This window comes from Shewanella sp. M-Br (assembly GCF_036245925.1).
In the GTDB taxonomy this organism is placed as follows: domain Bacteria; phylum Pseudomonadota; class Gammaproteobacteria; order Enterobacterales; family Shewanellaceae; genus Shewanella; species Shewanella oncorhynchi.
In genome coordinates this window covers 190,136-210,077 of record NZ_BJBV01000003.1, presented here as the reverse complement: position 1 = coordinate 210,077, position 19,942 = coordinate 190,136, and the positions used below count along the sequence as shown (strand labels likewise).

Sequence of the window (19,942 nt, the reverse complement as noted above, 5' to 3'; positions counted from 1 at the left end):
GTACTAATGAGCTATCGGTCTAAATTAGCTATTTGTGTGAATGGGTTAGCTAAAGAAGCATGTTATGGCTTCATAGTGTCAACCATTTCAACAAATCGTGCTACCCCTTGAGTGATCTCACTTAATCCCCTTGATACCTCACTAATACTCTCTTGCCCATGCAGGGCGATCCCCGAAACTGAGCCTAGAACGTCACCCATCTGATTGATAAGTATATGGTTGGTTTCGACGACGCGCGCGATTTCAGTTGTCGCAACTGAGGTGTTATTCGCTAATTTACGCACTTCATCGGCCACCACAGAAAATCCTCGTCCCGCATCTCCAGCGCGCGCGGCTTCAATCGCCGCATTCAATGCCAATAAGTTGGTCTGGTCGGCAATGGAGCGAATCGTCACGACTATGTCGGTAATATTCTTTGACTGCGCTTTAAGTTCCTCACCCGTCTGAGTGGCACTACTTACCTTAGCGGCAATATCACAGGATGTTTGCACGGCATCATTTAAAATTTGCACCGCGTTACTGGTTACTTGGCTGGTTTGCTCTGAAGTCACGGCCGCTTGATCAACGGCATTAAGCGCAGCTGTAACGCGCGCTGTGATATCCGAGGCGAACTTAATCACTTTATAGACAGCGCCATTTTCATCAAAAATAGGGTTGTAGGTCGCTTCTAGCCACACAACTTGTCCATGACCGTTAATGCGCTTAAAGCGTCCGGAAAAGTGTTTCCCTTGGGATAATGAGGCCCAAAAATGGGGATTAGCTCGATAATAAGCCTCTTCACAAAACAGCTTATGGTGTTTCCCGACTATCTCATGCTCACTGTAACCCATAGTGTCGAGAAAGTTCTGATTCGCCGAAAGCACTATGCCTGCGGGCGTAAATTCAATTACAGCTAATGACTTATCGAGGGCGGTCAACACAGCATTTTTATTCTTAAGGGCGTCTTGCATCAAGGTTATATCGTTGGCAATTTTCAGCACTTTAGTGACTTTGCCGCTACCATCAACAATCGGGAAATAGCTCGCCTCTAAGTAGATGGGTTGTTTATCTTGTTTGAAACGTAAGAAAGTGCCGCGAATGGATTTACCTAAAGCGAGATCGCGCCAAAACTGCTGATACTCAGATGAGAGGGTGTAATTTTTATCGCAGAAAATACGGTGATGTTTACCCAGAATATCAGCCAATGTATAACCCACAGCTGACAGAAACAGATCGTTAGCGTCCAAAATAATGCCATCTGAACTAAAACTAATGTAGGCAGTATTGGCCTTAACCGCGTTTAACTCATCTTCAATTGATGTTAAGTACTTAAAGTGCTCAGCATCGACCATTTTGATATCACTATTTCTCTTTTTGCTCGTAAACAACATATTAATAGTCCTTATTAGAAAAGCTGTCCTTGTCTGTGAGATGCGGCTAAGCGGTTACATGAAGCAAGAAAAAGATTAAGTGTCATCAATAACGGCATGCCAGTTACAACGAAGCAATAGCAGTTATGGATACTTGGGAAAAAACGTACGACATACTGTAGGCGCAAGACATTGAAACCCATATAGTTCACTGCTAACTAATATATAAGATAGTTCGCAAAAATAAACATGTCCACAACAAAGTGATTACCATTTAAGTACGTAAAAAGTGACTCAATGGGGCCTGTGCTTTAAGTGATTTGGGTTGAATGCAGGGATGTTGAATGGGTCGATAGCTTGTAGAACAGCAAAACGCTGACGACAAGCGTATCGATAGCCAATAGCGCGAACTATTGGCTATCACGCTTAACCTGTCACTTATCTATACAGTGCTTATCGCGCGGCTCTTAACTCTAAGTGCTAACCACGCAGTCGAGTATCAAAGAAAGCTAAGCTGCGCGCCCAAGCGAGTTCGGCGGTGGCTTTATCGTATCGGCCAGTGGAGTCGTTATGGAAACCGTGATTCACATTAGGGTAAAGATAGGCGACATAATCGGCTTTATTGGTTTTTAGCTGGGTTTCATACTCGGCCCAAGTGTCGTTTACCCGCTGATCGAGCCCAGCAAATTGCAACATAAGTGGCCCCTTTACTCGGCTACGCAGTTCCGCAGCGGCTGGCGTGCCATAGAAAGGTACGCCTGCATTGAGTTCATCGGGAATCGTGGCGGCCAGCATATTGACGATATAACCGCCAAAACAAAACCCCACGGCACCGAGTTTGCCATTGCTTTGAGGATGGGATTTTAAAAACTGCGCAGCGGCAATAAAGTCTTGCTCGATTTTGGCTCTGTCTAAACTGCTTTGCATGGCGCGGCCCGCATCATCATTGCCCGGATAACCACCTAGGGAATAAAGTGCATCGGGGGCGAAGGCGATATACCCCTGCGCGGCTAATCGGCGAGCCACATCTTCGATATAGGGATTAAGGCCACGATTTTCGTGCACCACTAATACCACAGCGGCTTTTTTACTGAGATCTAAGGTTTTCGGCTCTGCGGCACTGCCCGCGAGCAATAACTCATCGGGCATGACTAAGTAGCCGCGCCCTTCACCGTAACCATTTGGCGAGGGAAACTTAACATAGCTGGCTTGAATACTGGGATCGTTAAAGGAGACTTGCTCGGCGAGGGCATAGTTCGGCAAGAGTGCGCCCGTGAGCATCGTCATGGTGAAACCTAGCGCCACCAGCCCTGCGAGCCGCCCCATAAACTCACGGCGATCGATAATGCCATGGGCATATTCGTCATACCAGTCAAAGGCTTCCTGCGGTATCGGTTGTACTTTCTGGGCATGAATCTGACTTGTTTCTGCTAAGGCTTGCTTGTCTTGCTGTGTCATCGTTATTCCTCCATTGAACAAGCTAACCACAGGTAACACGTATTCCCTAGCTTGTGGGTGTTAAGATTTAACTCAAGAGTAAAGTAAGAATCGCACTTAGGGCAACTGACTTTAACGTGTGCCGTTTGGTAAGTTTGTTTTGAAATAGCACACGATCGGCACAAACGGCTGTCGGTTAGGGCAAGGCTAGCTTAAAATAGCGATTTAGATTCTAGAGGGCCTAGCGTGATACAACATAGAGCTAGCCAGATGGTGATATTCCACACTCTGGTGACCAGTGGTAGTTTTACCCAAGCGGCGGCCAAGTTAAAAACCTCGACTTCCTATGTCAGCAAGCAGCTTGGCGCACTGGAAGCCGAGCTGAACTTGCTGTTAGTCCAGCGGACCACTCGCACCTTAGTGCTAACCGACGCGGGCCAACAGTTTGCCCATTACTGTGAGCAAGTGTTTGAAGCGACACAAAATGCCGATGCGATTATGCTAGATGCCCGCGATGACATTAGTGGTACAATTCGCCTCGGTTCCTCCCAGTCCTTTGGCACCTTACACATTATCCCCGCGCTGGAAGTATTGCAGCAAAAATACCCCGAATTGCGATTTGAACTAAGCCTGTTCGACCATAAAGCCGACATGCTAGAAGAAGGCCTGGATCTGTGGATCACTAACCATGAACAGTTGAACGAAGGTTATATCGCCCAGCACCTTGCCGAGACTAACTTTGTGGTGGTCGCCTCTCCCGATTATTTACTCAAGCACGGCGTGCCACACCATCCACAGGCGTTAGCGCAACACAATTGCGTTATCTATCAAAGCAAAAGCCGTAATTATGATCGCTGGAGTTTTGCTAAGGATGACCTAGAACAAACCGTGCATGTAGCGGGAAATTACCGTGTTGACTTAGCCGAAGCCGTGCGCAATGCGGTGATTGCAGGGCGCGGCATAGGCTATGTGGCCACGTATTTACTCAGTGATGAGTTTCAAAGCGGAAAACTGATCCAACTCTTACCCGATTGGAAACCACTGCAACAGATGCCCGTTTATGTGGTTTACCCAAGGCGGCGCCATTTACCGACTAAGTACAAGGTGATAATCGAGTGTTTAAAGTCCCATATCGGCCACCCGCCCTACTGGGATAAAAAGCTCAAACCTTGGTTAGGTAAGACAGTCACTTAAACTGCAGCCACTTAAGCTACATTTCAAACCAGCACTGACTACGACACCAGCCTAAAGTCGTCTGTGGCGTGATTTCGATTATTGCCACAGGCACAAATATTATTTCCTCTGGGCAACAGTAGCTAAAATAGCTTTTATTCTCCTGCATAAACAGCAACTTAAACTGTTGCTATTTTCGACTATTTTATCGTAACAGCCCAGTAACGCCCTCGACTTGCCCTTACTGCGACTCGGCCTACAATGCGCGGCTTCTTCCTTAACTCAAAAGAATAACCCCTTATGACCGCGATATTAGGCATGATTAGTATCTTGTTTTTTGCTTGGTTACTGTCAGTGAACCGCAAGAATATTCCCTACCGCACTGTGATTTTAGCCCTAGGCTTACAAATTATATTTGCCCTGTTAGTGCTCTACGTCCCCGCGGGTAAGGCCGTATTGCAATCCGTTACGGCGGGCGTGTCGAGCGTGATAGCCTATGGCAACGAAGGGATTGGCTTTCTGTTTGGCGATCTCGCCACGGGTAAAGTCGGCTTTGTATTTGCAATCAATGTGTTAGGTATCATCATCTTCTTCTCGGCGCTGATTTCAGCCCTGTACCATATTGGTCTTATGCCTAAGGTGATCAACATTATTGGTGGTGGTCTGCAGCGTTTACTGGGCACGGGCCGCGCCGAGTCTTTATCTGCCACGGCAAACATCTTCGTCGGCATGATTGAAGCGCCACTGGTGATTAAACCCTATTTAAAGCACATGAGCGATTCGCAATTCTTCGCGGTCATGAGCTGTGGTTTAGCCTCAGTCGCGGGCGGTACTTTAGTCGGATATGCCGCTTTAGGTGTCGATCTCAACTATTTGATCGCCGCAGCCTTTATGTCGGCACCCGCGGGTCTGTTGATGGCTAAAATCCTCATGCCGCCTAGCGACAATGACAAAAATAGTGCCGATGAAATCACCTCAGTCGAACTGCCACGCGCCACCAATGTGGTTGAAGCCTTAGCCGATGGCGCTATGTCTGGCATGCGGATTTCTGTCGGGATTGGTGCCACTCTACTGGCCTTTGTCAGTGTTATCGCCCTACTGAATGGCATGTTAGGCGCTGTGGGTGAATGGTTCGGTTACCAGTTAAGCTTCGAATTTTTACTCGGTTATCTGTTCGCCCCTATGGCGTGGCTGCTGGGTATTCCTTGGCATGAGGCCATTACTGCAGGCTCACTCATTGGCCAAAAAATCGTAGTGAATGAATTTGTAGCCTTCATCCAGTTAATGAAAGTCGAAGACCAACTGAGCGCCCATTCTCAGGCCGTTGTGACTTTTGCCCTGTGTGGTTTTGCGAACATTTCAACCATGGCGATTTTGATCGGTGGGCTGGGTAGCATGGTGCCAGAGCGCCGCGAATTTATCGCCCGTAATGGTTTTCGCGCCATTGCCGCTGGTGTATTTGCCAACCTGATGAGTGCAGCAATTGCCAGCGTGATCCTCTCGCTGTAATCCATCAGCTTGGGCTTTTTTAAGCACTCATCTCACCATTGAGTTAACCACTAAGTTAGCCACTCTCGCGCAGCAAAACCGCGATCAACACAAACCCAAATCAAGCAAGCTTGGTTTGGGTTTTCTTTTATGCCTCAGATATTTTTTGTGTATAATGTCGCCAGAAAAAGATTAATGAGTTTACATTTCAATAACATGCGTAGCCAAAGGAGTACGAATGGCCATAGTGAAATACAAGGCAGTTAACGCCGCAATCACACTGACAATGGCAGGTATAACACTCTTGTTAACCGCCTGCGATAACTCAACGTCACCCTCCAATTCAGTTAATACCAACATCCCCACAGAACGTGAATATCAGATTATCTCCACCATAAACCTCAATGATGGCTTTGAAACCCGCAAAGTGCTGCAGGCACGACTGCTGCTGGATTACCAATTACAGGATGCAGAGGGTAAGGCGGCCAGCTTAACAACGCCATTAACCCATAACGCCCATTTTTTTATCCAACCTAATATGCTGCAAATTAGCGATTATGGTATGCCGATTCCGGTGAGTAATATCGACCCTAAAGGTAATTCCAATGAAATCTTTCAGTTGGTTAAAGACGGCTTTAATGTGGAATTTAACAATGGTGAAGTCCGCCAACTGACTCCCATTGCCAAAATGGATCAAAAAGATATCAAGGAATTATTTGACCACTGGGTGAATCTTAATAGCTTGTTTAAACAAGCTCCAACCTTGCCTGTAGCGCTTGAGCCTAGGGTCGGTTATAGCATCAGCGCCCCCATGGATGCACGCCTAACTTGGACAGTTGAGCAAGTGACCGAAGATAAGTTATTTGCAGTAGTACAAGGTGAGAAAGACAACTTTAAGGCCTATGGCAAGTTCGAGCTTAACCGCAAAACCGGCTGGTTAGAGAGCATGGCGTTTTTTCAACAGGAAGAGAGCAAAGGCAGTACCCTCACCCGCCGCATCGCCATGGCGCCCAAGGATAGCCCTTATATTATGAGCATGCTTTGGCATGCCGACGCTCGCTACGATGCGGAGCGTGATATAGATGATCTGCAAAAAGAGCTCTACCCGATTAGCGACATTCCTCGGGAATATAAAGCCCATGATAAGGACTTTATAAAATCCTTATTACCTGATCAGCAAGGTATTCTTGATAATATTGGCCCATGGGGCGCTGACACGCCAGAAGTGCTGCAATTGCGCTTTGTGCATAATATGAGCCCGCGATATGTGGTTGCTAATGTGAATTATGAAGACTTAGCCGCCTTTGATGCCAGCGGAAATCCGATAGACATTCACTTCTGGCAGCACAGCAGAGGTGTGGCGATGAATTTCAACCGCTCGATTGAGTCTTCGGTGGATCTTATCGCCACAGGCTGGGACAACACCGCCAATAAACTCAAACAGATAGACCATATCACCGCCAAGCTGACCCTTATCCCCGAAAGCAATAAGATAGTCGAAAAATCGTGGGATGAACTGGTCGCCACTCCCTATACCTTTGGCGATGCGAGCCTCACGATTCAGGTGCTCGACGCCGAGGCAAAGCTATTTAAAGTCGTGACAAAGCAGAGTAAGACTAAAAACATTAACCTTCCTTTTCAACAATTTAAAGGAAAGATGGCCGAAGCCCGTCGCGATGGTGATTATCCTAAATGGTTAACGGTGACGGATAAGGAACTACTGGGGGAATTAATCGGTGTCGATGATCCTCATCACCTTAGCACCCGCGCCCTGCTACTTAAGCTAGATGAAATCCCTAAAACCGTTGTAATACTGGAGAGCCAGCCACAGCCGGAGTTAAGCCAAACCAAGAACATCCGCTTTGTGACCTTTACCGACTACAACCAAAATCTGGCCAATCCCTTAAGCGAGTTTGGCGATTCGAGCCTCAATAACTTCCTCTATCAAGATCTTGAGCCATCAAACGCCGAAATCAGTGCGATCCAAGGGATAAAACCTGAGACTGAAAATGGCCATAATCTGTATATTCCCATGTCAGCCGCATTAGCGAGTGCCTGTAAACCTGAAATAGAACAAGGTTTTAAAGAAGGGAAACACGAAGTCACTTGGCTGTTTGAGCATAATGCCCCAAACGGACCAGCCTATACCCTGATGACGCCCGACCGCGAGCGGCAGTTTTTCTACGATAAACACATCCAAGGAAAAATCCATTGCCAAGGTGATATCAGTTGGCAACCCTTAGAGCAGGCAGCTAACCCACGTCCTTGGTTAATCGATTTACAAGCTTGGCTAACAAAAACCGGTTATGGTGACGAGCCGAGTAAAGATCTTAAGAACTACTTTAAAGTCGAGGATGCCCAAGGCAAATCCCTAACGATTCGACTGCCCGAAACCACCGAACTGCGGATTAAAGAGGCGCTGGTCGATGGCCGCTATTTGAGTGTGGAGGGCCCTGCAGCGAAGGTGAGTTATATGACTCTCTCTCAAAACCCCGTAGACATCCCCTATGAATTCACCTTTAAACCTTTGCCATAAAAAGGAGCGGTTATGCGTCTATTTACAGTAAAACTGCTCCTTGGAGCACTGGTACTTATCTGTATCACTCTCAGTGCCAGTGCCAATGCACAAAAGGTGTTACTCGATGCCCATTGGAAGGTTGTCAAAGATGAAAAACAGGCTCAATACTATCTAAAAAAATCGACCGAAGTTATCGACGGAAATTATAAGGCTGAGGTTTATTACAAAAATAACGATATGCTTTTCTGCGCCAGTGCCCTCGCCGATAACAAAATTGGCAAAACCCTCACAAGCGAACAATTTCGCGGTGCTTATCAATGCTACTTTGAGGATGGCAAGCCCTACGAACAAGGCTTTCGCAACGAGCAAGGTCAACTTCATGGCCTGCTCAAAAAATACATTGCCACGGGTCAATTGTATGTTGAATCGCACTATGAAAATGGCGTTAAACAAGGCCTTGAAACGGGTTACTGGGAAGGTGGGAAGATCCGGTACAAAACGACCTATAAAGATGGCAAAGAGGTCGGTATAAGCGAGCTTTTTGATAGCGAGGGCAAGCTTAGGGGCAAAGTCTGTAATAGTGGTACTTGTGTTACCCAGTACTATGACAATGGCAACTTACACGTCGAAATCCCTATGGTGGATGGGCTTACACATGGCAACGAGACCAATTGGGGCTTTGGTAAAATCATTTCGACCCAAGCTTATGTTAAAGGTAAGAAACACGGGGATTACTTCGAATATTTCGCTGATGGCAAGGTAAAGCGCCACTACCGCTACCACAATGATTATAAAGTCGGTGAACAGCTGGATTACTATGAAAATGGCCAGATAGCACAAAAGGAAATCATAGAAGCACCATGGAATGTGACCTTATCGGTTAAATACGATGAAAAGGGTGACATGCTCAGTTCAACCGAAGAAAAACACCAAAACAACAGCTGGGTTTACCGTAAGCATCAACGCTTTAGTGACGGTCAACTTACCTCTAACATCGAAGAAGACAAGCTTAAAAAATGGGTTCTCAACGAAATATTTGAGCAAGGTGAGTTAATTAGCCGCAGCGAGCATATCGATAACCAATTGACCGGTTTATATCTGCAAACCCTAAACCGCAGTCAAACTGTAAAAGTGATTACCCGCGAGTATTTTAAAGAGGGTAAGCGCGAAGGCCCCTACGAAATGCTGAAAATTAAGCATGAAACAGGGGAACAATGGCTGGCCGAGCAAGGCCAATATGCCAACGACAAGCCCTCAGGCAAATGGAAAAAACAACAAGAGGATGCCACCCTCACCTTTAGCTATGATGCCCAAGGCGAGCTCGATGGTGAATTCCGTAATGAGACAAGTTCTGGGCAATTGCTTGAATTAATCAACTTTAACCATGGCAAACCCGAAGGATTAGTACAACGCTACGCCACGAACGGCCAATTGTATGAAAAGGGCGAATACCGCAATGGGCAGCAGGATGGCGACTGGGTGTACACCCATGGCGAGTTCGGTTTCAACCCAAGGCCAAATCCTGAGAGACACTATTGGTACGGACGCTTTGACCAAGGTAAACAAGTCGGCCACTGGGAACTGCGTAATACCGAAGACTATGTGCTTGAAATAGCTAATTATGACGAGCAGAGCAGGCTTCATGGTAAACAATACGAATTTAGGGATAATGGCTGGATAGAAGTGATCAATAGCTTCCATCATGGCGAGTTTTTAAATCGGGAAATACCGCCGCCGGTGATTACCTCGGACCATGTTTTCCCTATTTTTTAGCCTAAGCATATTCGCTTAATCGATTAACTTAACCCTTGGCGCTGTGCACTGTATATAAGTGCACAGCCCGATAAATAAACTCAACAGCAAAAAATTAGGATTCTTGTATAGGCTGCAAACCGCGCGGCCTTAAGACCCAGAACAGAGCAAGGAATCAGCATGTTCAATACGCCATTTCGCTTTATCAGCCTCGCGATTGCGGGAGCCAGCTTAACCAGTGTCCATGTACAAGCAGCGCAAAATCTCTCTTCCATGATGGTCGAAATCCGCCAACAGGACGGAATTCCCAGCTATTACAATCTCGCCACTGGCATGCCCTTAAATGGCGATATCGCCATAGTGCGCGATAACCAAGGCTATACCTTAGGGCAGTTTTCCGAGGGGATCCCTAATGGTAAATGGCAAGTATTTCATACCAATAACAGCAAGCTAGTCGAAGGAAACTATCAGCAGGGTTATCAAGATGGCACTTGGCATATGTTCGATTTGAGCGGCGCAGTTACTGAGGAACAGCAATTTTCCAAAGGCGTGCCCACGGGCGAATGGAAGGAATACAACAGCAGCGGCCATCTCAGCCAAACGACGCGCTATAAAGACGGTAAAAAGGAGCAAGTAAAACGTTTCTATGACAGTGGCAAACTGCAAGCCCAAGAAAGCTACCTCGATAACCTGCGCCACGGGAAATGGGAAAGTTTCTATGAAAACGGCACCTTGTTCCAAAGCCAGAGCTATGCGAACAACCAACTCTCTGGTTCTTATTTAGAACAAAATCCCAATGGACAAGCCACAGTGACGGGCCGCTTCGATGCAGAAGGCCGTCGCCAAGGAGCATGGGAAACCTTTTTCGATGACGGGACTAAATCGAGCAGCAGCCAGTTTAATCTCAATCTGCTCGAGGGTGAAGAACGGACATTTTACCCCAATGGTGAACTCGCCAGCCGCTGCCAATATAGCGCTGGACAACGCCAAGGGAAATGCCAGCAATTTAATGATGCAAGTAAATTACAAGTTGAAGAACAGTATGTTAATGGTGCATTAGACGGGCCACAGCAATATTTTAATGCCGAGGGCATTCTCACCAGTGCTCTCAACTATAAACAGGATCAACTCGCTGGTACGCAAAAATATTTCCACAACAACGGCCAACTTAAAGAATTACGTAACTACCAAGACTCAAAGCAGGCTGACAATGGCCAATACCCGCTTCATGGACCATCGGAGCGTTATGATGCCGAAGGTCATCTGCTCGAAAAAAGCCACTACGACATGGGAATTAAGGATGGCCAATTTGAGCGCTATCACGCTGGCAAGCTGCAATCCTCCGAGCAATGGCGACAAGGGCAGCGTCACGGTGAATCACGCCGTCACCACAACAATGGCAAGCTGCGGACGCTAGATCAATACGTTGAAGGTAAACCAACAGGGAAATCAGAAACCTATTTTGACGACGGCACAGTGAGTGAGCGCGGCGAACGTATCGATGGCCAATGGGTCGGAAAATATGAGTCATTTTACGATAACGGTAAACCTCGGGAAGTATCTCACTACGCACGGGATAAAAAAGACAATGCCAGTCGTTACCCTCTTGATGGCCATTTCGCCCGCTGGTATGCCAATGGTGATCCCAATGAAGAAGGCACATATCAAAGCGGCAATAAAGAAGGCCTATGGATACAGTACAGCGAAGGCCTGAAACAACGGGAGCAAACCTTCGCCAATGGCAAACTTAATGGTAACTATACAGAGTATTACCACGGACGCCGCCGTGTGACAGGGGAGTATTTGGACGACCAAAAAACCGGTCTATGGACGGATTATCGCTACGAAGAAAAAGACCCTACCTATGGCACAATCCCCGAGGGGAATATCCAGCAAAAAAGCCATTGGCAGGAAAACAAGCGCCATGGAATTCGAGAGTTTTACAGCTTTAAGCAAGTGGTTTACCGCTCAGAAACCTATGATAAAAATGACAAAACAGGCCCGTATGCCGAGTACTATCCCAACAATGGCCAACTAAAACTTAGCGGTGCTATGGATAAAGGTAATCAAACTGGATTGTGGGAAAGTTGGTTTGAGGATGGGATGCAAGCTGCTAGCACTGAGTTTTTAGAGGGTCAAAACCATGGCCAAACGAAAGAATATTACAGTAACGGCCAACTCAAATTAGAGGCAACTTATGCTAAGGGTTCGCTTGATGGTCAAGTGAAGCAATATCACCAGAACGGTAAGCCAGAACTCGTTGAAACCTGGGTGAAAGGCCAAAAAGAAGGCGATGCTAGCTATTACCACAACAATGGCAAGTTAGCCGAACAAGGCACTTATCTTAGGGATCGCAAGGAAGGTCTATGGCAAAGTTTTTGGCCTAATGGTGAAAAACGCACTGAAGGCAGTTATCTCAGCGATCGAGAATCAGGGGATTGGAATCATTATGATCAACTCGGCAAGCTGATTAAAACAGAACACCATGGCTAGCTTAAAAATGGGGTTTTAGATTAAAAAGCGATCTAGTTCAAACATTTATCCTTAACTCCAAATCTAAAGGAAGTTTCATGCAAAGTGTGCCATAACCAGTGTCTATACTAACGGCCTTTTTTTTCGTTTAGGACAAATTGCCTATGAAGACATTTATGAAAGACGAGTTAGCCCTGCTACTGGGAATACTGACCTTAGTATTCTTTAAAACCGGTGGCGATAGCTTACTCGCCGATGGCACCGCCCTCTCGACCTATATTCCCGTTTCACTCGCCCTATTGGGTGTAGTGACTTGGGCTATTTTCTCTGTGGTACGCCACTCAGATGCACTAGCGATTAAGCTTGGCGATCCCTATGGCACCTTAATCTTAACTTTATCGGTCATTTCACTCGAAGTGGTGATGATCTCCTCCGTGATGCTGACCGGAGAACCCAACCCTGTCATGGCGCGCGACACTATGTTCGCCGTCGTCATGTTGATCATCAATGGCTTAGTGGGCTTTACATTATTACTTGGCGGCTGGCGTTACCATACCCAGCATTTCAATTTAGATGGCGTAAAATCCTATCTCGTGGCGATTATCCCCCTCGCCCTACTCTGTTTAGTACTGCCTAATTTTACCGAAGGTGGCACTATTGGCGGCATGTCTAAAGCCATGTCTTGGATGCTGATCATTATTTCGATTCTGCTCTATGGCGTCTTTTTAGTGGTACAAACGAAGAGCCACAGCCATTTCTTTGTCGATGCCGATCATGAAGACCATGAGGAACACCACGGCATACTACGCAGCAATGCTTACCATACGATTCTATTAATTGGCTACTTGCTCGTGGTCATTTTGCTGGCAAAAACCTTAGCTATGCCTATCAATTACAGCGTAGCAACTCTAGGCGCTCCACAGGCATTAGGCGGCTTTATTGTGGCCTGCTTGATTTTATCCCCCGAAGCTGTGGGAGGCTTTAAGGCCGCGTTAAACAATCAATTACAGCGGGCAATGAATCTGTATTTTGGCTCAGTGCTCGCGACGATTGCACTCACAGTCCCCGCGGTATTAATTATTGGCAGCGTGATAGATCAAGAAGTCCATTTAGGCCTGTCACCCGCCGACATGGTGCTGTTAATCACCAGTTTAATGGTCTGTAAGGTAAGCTTTAGCAGCGGTCGCACCAATGCACTGCACGGCGCGACTCATATAGTGTTGTTTATCGTTTACTTGTTCTTAATGTTTGAACATGCCTAAATTTTATTAAATCCAAGGCCGAGCGTGATTTATTTGCGTCTCGGCTTTACGCTTTTCTCATCCAGATTGACCCGCAGTAAGAGTACAAACCAAACTAAAGCGCCAACAACAAACCAGATAAAAATCCACACTAACTTATGGCCATTACGAGCCTCAAATGGCTCAAATTTAGGCATAAAAATCGTTTGATGTTCAGCTTGATAAAGCGGACTTTTTTGTGCGGCGCTGAGCAACTCTGAACGAAGAGAGGATGGGGCTAATCGTTCAAGGTAAACAAAACTCTGGGGGTCCAATTCATTGAACTCATTTAGGGATTTAGCCAAAAACGCTTTGAATTGCGCTTCTTTCTCATTGGGTTCAAGTCGATTACTGATCTCCTGCTGATAAACTTTACCATACCAAGCGAGGGCCTTAGCATGCCAACTGTCTGCACACTCTGCAAAAATCGGCATAGCGATATACAGTGCCATATTTAAGTGACTACTATGTTTACCTGTAACCTCTAGGCTTCGCTGCAAACCAATTTGCGTCTTATCAATATAAGATTGCTGCAACTGATAATACTGAGTATTTTTATGGAGATACAATTCTTGTATCGATGCTAATTGCGTTAACTTCCCCGTGGCAGTCTTGAGATATTCCTGCGCAACAATGCAAGGAACAGCCATTAATTGCACCGCGATCAATAAATAGAAAAAGCGCGAATTGTCTTTAACAAACTTGAGTCGTTTTAGCCTAGGTCGGATATAAATGATCGACAATAACCAAGACAGTATCTGCGGCAGCCACAAATTAACGATATCTTCATCTAGGCTAAAAAACTCAAGGTTAACCAACAACAGCCAATGGACAAAACTGTAACCAGAAACAAATAACAGGCTGAGAAATAAGAAGGGAAAATAGATAAGTTGAATTTTTTTTAAAAATACATCCACACGAATGTCATCCTTGAGAACATAAAATAACGACTATGGTACGCTCAAATCCATCATAAATTTACCAAAATTGAATAGAAACTCAAAGCGTTAAAACATAAAGGCCAGATTGATTGCTCATCTGGCCTTTATGTTTGTACTTTTATAAAGCTGCAACCGAGAAACTAGGTCTCACTCAACTTAGCTAATTGCTGCTGGCTACGTTGTTTCTTGTATTGCTTAGCTTCAGCAGGAATAGGAGTGACTTTGCCAGTCTCTAACCAGTTACGTAAACGGTTAGCATCCGCAATATGAGTATATTTGCCGTAAGCATCGAGCACGACAAATGCCACTTGGCGTTTTGCCATTTCAGTACGCATCACAAGGCAATGCCCTGCTGCATTCGTAAAGCCTGTTTTGGTTAGATGAATATCCCAGTTATCTTTATAAACCAAACGATTGGTATTACGAAAATCTAAACTGTATCTTGGGTTGGCAAAGGTTACCGTCTTCTTCTCGGTCGAACTCAGCTGGCCTAGCATAGGGTACTTTTCACTGGCCTTAAGTAATACAATCAGATCACTGGCACTCGAAACGTTTTTATAGGATAAACCTGTAGGTTCAACATAGCGGGTATTTTTCATTCCCAGCGCTTTTGCTTTGGCATTCATCGCCTTAATAAAAGCTTTATGACCACCGGGATAATGATGTGCAAGACTTGCAGCGGCACGGTTTTCTGATGACATTAAGGTCAGTAATAACATTTCTTTACGGCTGATTTCACTGCCGATACGAACTCGAGAATAAACACCTTTCATTTCTTTGGTATCACGGATATTTACCGCAAGCTTTTGCTCCATAGGTAACTTTGCATCCAACACCACCATAGCTGTCATCAACTTAGTGACAGATGCAATTGACATTACTGCATTAGGATTATTGGAATAAAGCACTTCATTGGTTTTTAAGTCCACGACTATCGCACTACGTCCTGCAATTTCTTGCTTTAATGGTGCTTGCTTCGTTTTTGCTGTCGATTGAGTTTTGGTGCTTTTATATGCGACAGAGGCCGAATCGGCTGAATGCGCTGTCGTGGCAACGGTGAGACTGCTGCACGCAAGAATAAAACTACTGAGCAGAAAACGGATCTTCATATAGATTTCACTGAATAGATAAGGGATCGATTGTGCTATGGCACAGGTTTTGGCTAAGTATAGGAGTTCTACAGTGAAAGAAATAGAATGCAATTAGACTTTTATCAGTAAGATCAGCACTTTCTTCTCAATTTTTTTATATAAAACCAGCTTAACCTGTCACCAATTCAGAGCAATAAAGCATCTAGATCTAGGCTTTTCAATTACAGTAGAGACAAAATCTTAGAAAGAGGCTTTTTTCAGTAGAATAATTTGAAATGAAAATAATGGGCGACTTTTTGCACTTTTAACAAAAGTCCCTGTACAACAGTGGTTTCAAGCATCTAAATACGTCATTTTAGGCGAATGAAAGCGTTAACATACGCCCTAAAATGTCGCGTTATAGCATCTTATCCGCTAGCGTAAGACAAATTCGAGTAAGGCTTCAGTATCTTCGCTCTCTTGTATCAGTTGGTCTGTCAGCACAAAACCGTGTCTGAGCAGCACTCGCTGTGAAGCTAAATTATGTTTAGCCACATGGGCAAAGAGGGGTCTTAAACTGACTAAAGGCAAAAATTGCGCTAAGGTCTGTGTCGCGATACCTTTGCCCCAATATTCACGGTCAATCCAATACCCTATCAGCGCTTGTCCATCACTTTGCCAATGCCCAATATTGCCCACAAACTTGCCATCGACCAATATCGCCCTTGGTAATGCATTCACTTGTCCCAGAATATTTTGATGCCAATGTTTAAAAAACGCTTCTCGATCTCGAGGAGGAAATTGAGCAAGCTGGTTAGCAATGGGATCGCTTTGATGCACAAAAATAGCTTCAAGATCACTTTCAATAATCGGGCGTAAACTCACGCTGTATTGCGTGTTTGGTTGTTTGTCTGACTTACTAGACATAGGTATCACCATTAATACTATGTATTTCAACTTGGTACAGCATGCCACATTTTATGAAGGTAAGCTCAAAAAAAAAGCGCATAACCGAGAAGGAGTTAGCGCTCGAAGAGGCAAATTTGCCGAAATTGAGGTGTGTAAATTCAAGCCATAAAACTCACACGATAGCATTCAAAGCCTAGATAAAAATCAATGCAAAAACGGGTGCGCCTAATACCATAGCGATACCAATAAAAATCATAGTCAAACTGGCGATAACGCCCTCTTGCTTGCCGATTTCATTGGCTTTTGCGGCGCCCGCACCATGGGCTGATGCCCCTAGAGCAACACCTTTACCTAACGAAGTACGAATACGCATAAATTTAAATAAGGGATCGCACACCAAGATGCCAATAACGCCTGTAATTAACACCATCATAGCCGTCAACTCAGGCACGCCGCCAAAGGCACTGGTCGCCTCCATCGCGAAGGGCGTCGACACCGAACGTACCAGCAAACTCTTAGACAATTCCACCGGTAAAGGCACAAACTTCACCAGCAGCCAAGAAGACATCATCCCTAAAAACAATCCCGCCGTCACACCTAAACCAATCGTCAGCGGATACTGGCGGATCAAGTTACGCTCACGATAAATCGGCAAAGCAAAGGCGATAGTTGCTGGCGCTAACATGGCCATTAACCAATGGGTGTATTCAAAATAGGTTGGCAGCGGGATTTTAAGATTAAACACCAATAAGGTAATCACTATTGGCGCTAACACTATGGGCGCTAACCACCAGACTCTATGGTACTTATAGAGACGCTTGGCACCGAAGTAACAGAATACGGTCAGCAATAAGCTGAATAAGGCTAATCCCGTCTGCGACAACACAAAATCCACCACTCTTGAGTCATTCATAACTAAGCTGCCTTAGCGTGGCGACGGGCTTGCTTTTTGATGTTCAGTTGGCGCTCAAAACGAAACACTCTATCGACCACAAAGCCTGTACCAAACATCACACACACACTGCCCATCACTAAAGTGAACAATATATTGGTGCCGTATTGCTCAAACAAACCTTCGTACTTAATAACGGATATCACTGGCGGGATGAAAAACAGCAATAACTCACCAATCAACCAAGCGGCGCCCAGTTGTACGGCATTTTCAGGAATGAGTTTAAAACCTAATAAAAATAAGAGTATACCTAAGCCAATCACACTCCCTGGAATAGGAGAATGTGCCCAAGTGGCGAACCAGTGACATGCGAAGGACAGTAAACAGAAGAGGCCGATTTGGCTTAATAACAAAGCCCAATGTCGACACTGACGTATTGCGGCTTGTGGGAATGACATGATTTTCTCGGTTAGAACAAAGTTTTCTATAGGGCTATTCTAGGCTTGCCTATTTGATAAAAAAAATGAATATTAAGAATGTAATGCATGAATTTTAAGAATACATTTAAAGGTGAACCTTAATGGACCTCAAAGTTATCCGCTATTTTATCGAAATCGTCGATGCTGGAGGCTTCGGTAAAGCCAGCGAAAAAGTCCATCTCACCCAACCTGCACTATCAAAAGCCGTACGCCAATTGGAAGAGGAGCTAGACCTCATCTTACTCGAACGCGGTAAACGCGGCACCCAAGTCAAACTCACGCCCGCGGGCGAAGTTGTTTATCGACATGGCAAAGAGTTACTCGCTGGCCGACAACGCATGCTCGCTGAACTCACAGCCCAACGCAGCTTAACCGCGGGCGAACTCAATCTCGGATTGGCTCCTCTAGGGAGTGCCGAAATTTTTGCCCCGATTATTGCCAAATATCGCCAGCAATATCCGCAGATAGAGATGCACTTACTCGTCCGTGGCGGTGTAGAGCAAACCGCGGCAATCCAAAAGGGCGAAATTGAACTGGCTACTGGGATTATTGATTTTGATGAGGGTTATGACGGCATACGCGTGTTTAACGATCCTATGGTAGTAGTGCTGCCTAAGGAAAATCCGTTATCCACCCGACAGATATTATCGTTTAGCGATCTCAGTGCCGACCCTCAGGTGATGTTCGAAACCGAATACACTCTCTACCAATTAGTGCTCAATGCCTGCAGACACGCCGGATTTGTCCCTAAAAACATTACCCGCGTTAGCCAAGCCGATTTCGGTATTGCCTTAGTCGCCGCGGGCACAGGGGTTATGGTATTACCGCGCTCCATCGCGCGGCGCTACAGCGTGTCAGGCGTCGTAAATATCCCGCTGGCGAGTGACGAGCTGCGCTGGGAGTTATCCCTCTTTTGGCGCAAAGACCAAGTCTTATCCTTCGCGGCTCAAGCCATGATCGCCTTAGTCGAGAAGCACTTAACCCATAAATAACCCTATTCTTACCAAGGAACCACTAAGCTTAAACGCACTAGCGTATCGCTATCCCATGGCAGAATAGGCAAATACTCAGCCGAGTTAACATCGACTTTGGCATAGTGGTCTAAATTGTATTGCGTGTGTTCGGCGCTCAGCACAAGCAGGCTGTCAGGCCGCCAAAAATCGGTTTGGTAACTCAGTTCAAAGCGATATTGATTCTCTAACCATTGGTCTTCGTCTTGCCAGGTTTGTGCGGCAACCTGTATATGTAGCTTAGGCGTCACATTTGCCCCTACACTTCCCATAAAGGTATAAGCAAACGTACCATTCCCAAAATCGCCACGATCGTAACCTCGAGTTCTAGGCACATCGTCATCGATTTCGAGATAGTAATAACCCGTACCCGCCTTGAACTGGGCCTGTAATGCTTGCCCGTCAAAGTTAGCCGTCAACCCAGGAAATACCTTAGCTTGTTTCTCAACCGAGCTAACGGTATTACGCTTTCCCTGTAAATCGAACTGCCAGCCGAATGAAAACGCGGGATTAACACGATAAAGTTCACCGCTCGCGGCATAGGCAGACTTAAACCACACAGGGATGTGGTCAGGGTCGAGTTTATCGACATCTGCGTCTATATAGGCATCCAGCGCCGCCGTCAGCAAAATATCGCTTTGGGTTTTATGTTCTAACAATAGACTCGCATTCACCCCTAAGGTGTGAGAATCCTCGACCACAAAATCATGGCTGCCTAAGCTGTAATGCCACTGAGTTTGCTCTTCGGCCTGCAGTGCACTCGATAAGCACAGGGCTAAACACACTAATGCTGAGTTGAGATAGTTCACTTTTGACTCCTGAAATATCGTTTCTAGCTTGATAATCAAATCAGCCAGAGGATTAAACTGCATAAAATAGGAATAACACCAACTAAGGTTGCCGTTAAAGAGCGGCTAAACTAGCCAATTTAATCAAAGAATAATAGGCGATAGTTCAAATTATGACACTCTCATTGAGAAGCCACTAATAAACACTACAGAAGTATAGATAGCCAAAAACCTAACAGTAACAATAGTTATAGACCAAAGCACAATAATTCAACCCAGAAAAAACAACTTACACACAAATTTGTACAGGAAAGCAGCGCCCCTCAATCTTGCGACTGAAAACCGCAAAATAGAAATGAATTTTTAATCAAATTAACAGCATAA

At 45.6% G+C, this 19,942-nt stretch carries 15 protein-coding genes; 7 read left to right on the top strand and 8 right to left on the bottom strand.

Annotated elements, in window-relative coordinates:
- Positions 1 to 62 precede the first annotated feature (62 nt).
- Both AAA952_RS03860 and AAA952_RS03855 read right to left on the bottom strand, forming a co-directional pair.
- Positions 63 to 1,370, bottom strand: a complete 1,308-nt coding sequence (locus AAA952_RS03860) for a methyl-accepting chemotaxis protein (RefSeq protein WP_113938991.1) — start codon at positions 1,368 to 1,370, stop codon at positions 63 to 65.
- 459 nt (positions 1,371 to 1,829) lie between these two features.
- Entirely contained in the window at positions 1,830 to 2,807 is a 978-nt protein-coding gene (locus AAA952_RS03855; RefSeq protein WP_338254555.1) for a dienelactone hydrolase family protein, read from the bottom strand.
- A gap of 225 nt (positions 2,808 to 3,032) precedes the next feature.
- On the opposite strand from AAA952_RS03855, the gene AAA952_RS03850 reads away from it, so the two are divergent.
- The 6 genes from AAA952_RS03850 to AAA952_RS03825 all read left to right on the top strand — a co-directional run bounded on the left by AAA952_RS03850 (position 3,033) and on the right by AAA952_RS03825 (position 13,451).
- The gene (locus AAA952_RS03850; RefSeq protein WP_028761657.1) at positions 3,033 to 3,980 is read left to right on the top strand and encodes a LysR family transcriptional regulator; all 948 of its coding nucleotides are present in this window, start codon (positions 3,033 to 3,035) and stop codon (positions 3,978 to 3,980) included.
- A 279-nt stretch (positions 3,981 to 4,259) separates the two neighbouring features.
- Positions 4,260 to 5,468, top strand: coding sequence for a NupC/NupG family nucleoside CNT transporter (locus AAA952_RS03845; protein WP_105251603.1), 1,209 nt, complete (start codon positions 4,260 to 4,262; stop codon positions 5,466 to 5,468).
- A 217-nt stretch (positions 5,469 to 5,685) separates the two neighbouring features.
- Positions 5,686 to 7,983 (top strand): hypothetical protein, encoded by a 2,298-nt coding sequence (locus AAA952_RS03840; protein ID WP_338254552.1) that lies wholly within the window; start codon positions 5,686 to 5,688, stop codon positions 7,981 to 7,983.
- A 12-nt stretch (positions 7,984 to 7,995) separates the two neighbouring features.
- A complete protein-coding gene (locus AAA952_RS03835; protein ID WP_338254550.1) occupies positions 7,996 to 9,738 on the top strand; it encodes a toxin-antitoxin system YwqK family antitoxin in 1,743 nt (580 codons plus the stop codon).
- A gap of 159 nt (positions 9,739 to 9,897) precedes the next feature.
- Positions 9,898 to 12,210: a toxin-antitoxin system YwqK family antitoxin gene (locus AAA952_RS03830; protein WP_338254548.1), complete on the top strand. Its 2,313-nt coding sequence runs from the start codon at positions 9,898 to 9,900 to the stop codon at positions 12,208 to 12,210.
- A 143-nt stretch (positions 12,211 to 12,353) separates the two neighbouring features.
- The gene (locus AAA952_RS03825; protein WP_025008445.1) at positions 12,354 to 13,451 is read left to right on the top strand and encodes a calcium:proton antiporter; all 1,098 of its coding nucleotides are present in this window, start codon (positions 12,354 to 12,356) and stop codon (positions 13,449 to 13,451) included.
- A gap of 29 nt (positions 13,452 to 13,480) precedes the next feature.
- Here AAA952_RS03825 and AAA952_RS03820 read toward each other — a convergent pair whose 3' ends face one another.
- From AAA952_RS03820 to AAA952_RS03800, 5 genes are all read right to left on the bottom strand, one after another.
- Positions 13,481 to 14,386 (bottom strand): hypothetical protein, encoded by a 906-nt coding sequence (locus tag AAA952_RS03820; protein ID WP_338254544.1) that lies wholly within the window; start codon positions 14,384 to 14,386, stop codon positions 13,481 to 13,483.
- Between the two features lie 164 nt (positions 14,387 to 14,550).
- A complete protein-coding gene (gene pbpG / locus AAA952_RS03815; protein WP_105251600.1) occupies positions 14,551 to 15,519 on the bottom strand; it encodes a D-alanyl-D-alanine endopeptidase in 969 nt (322 codons plus the stop codon).
- A 396-nt stretch (positions 15,520 to 15,915) separates the two neighbouring features.
- Positions 15,916 to 16,407, bottom strand: a complete 492-nt coding sequence (locus AAA952_RS03810) for a GNAT family N-acetyltransferase (protein WP_219251116.1) — start codon at positions 16,405 to 16,407, stop codon at positions 15,916 to 15,918.
- Between the two features lie 175 nt (positions 16,408 to 16,582).
- Complete coding sequence (locus AAA952_RS03805; RefSeq protein ID WP_338254539.1) at positions 16,583 to 17,302, bottom strand: LrgB family protein; 720 nt, start codon at positions 17,300 to 17,302, stop codon at positions 16,583 to 16,585.
- Positions 17,303 to 17,304: 2 nt separating this feature from the next.
- Complete coding sequence (locus AAA952_RS03800; RefSeq protein WP_028761649.1) at positions 17,305 to 17,739, bottom strand: CidA/LrgA family protein; 435 nt, start codon at positions 17,737 to 17,739, stop codon at positions 17,305 to 17,307.
- A 122-nt stretch (positions 17,740 to 17,861) separates the two neighbouring features.
- Between AAA952_RS03800 and AAA952_RS03795 the strand changes: the two genes are divergently transcribed.
- A complete protein-coding gene (locus AAA952_RS03795) occupies positions 17,862 to 18,752 on the top strand; it encodes a LysR family transcriptional regulator (protein WP_113938996.1) in 891 nt (296 codons plus the stop codon).
- Between the two features lie 8 nt (positions 18,753 to 18,760).
- On the opposite strand, the gene AAA952_RS03790 is transcribed toward AAA952_RS03795, so the two are convergent.
- Positions 18,761 to 19,579, bottom strand: coding sequence for a hypothetical protein (locus AAA952_RS03790; protein WP_432351175.1), 819 nt, complete (start codon positions 19,577 to 19,579; stop codon positions 18,761 to 18,763).
- Positions 19,580 to 19,942: the final 363 nt, after the last annotated feature.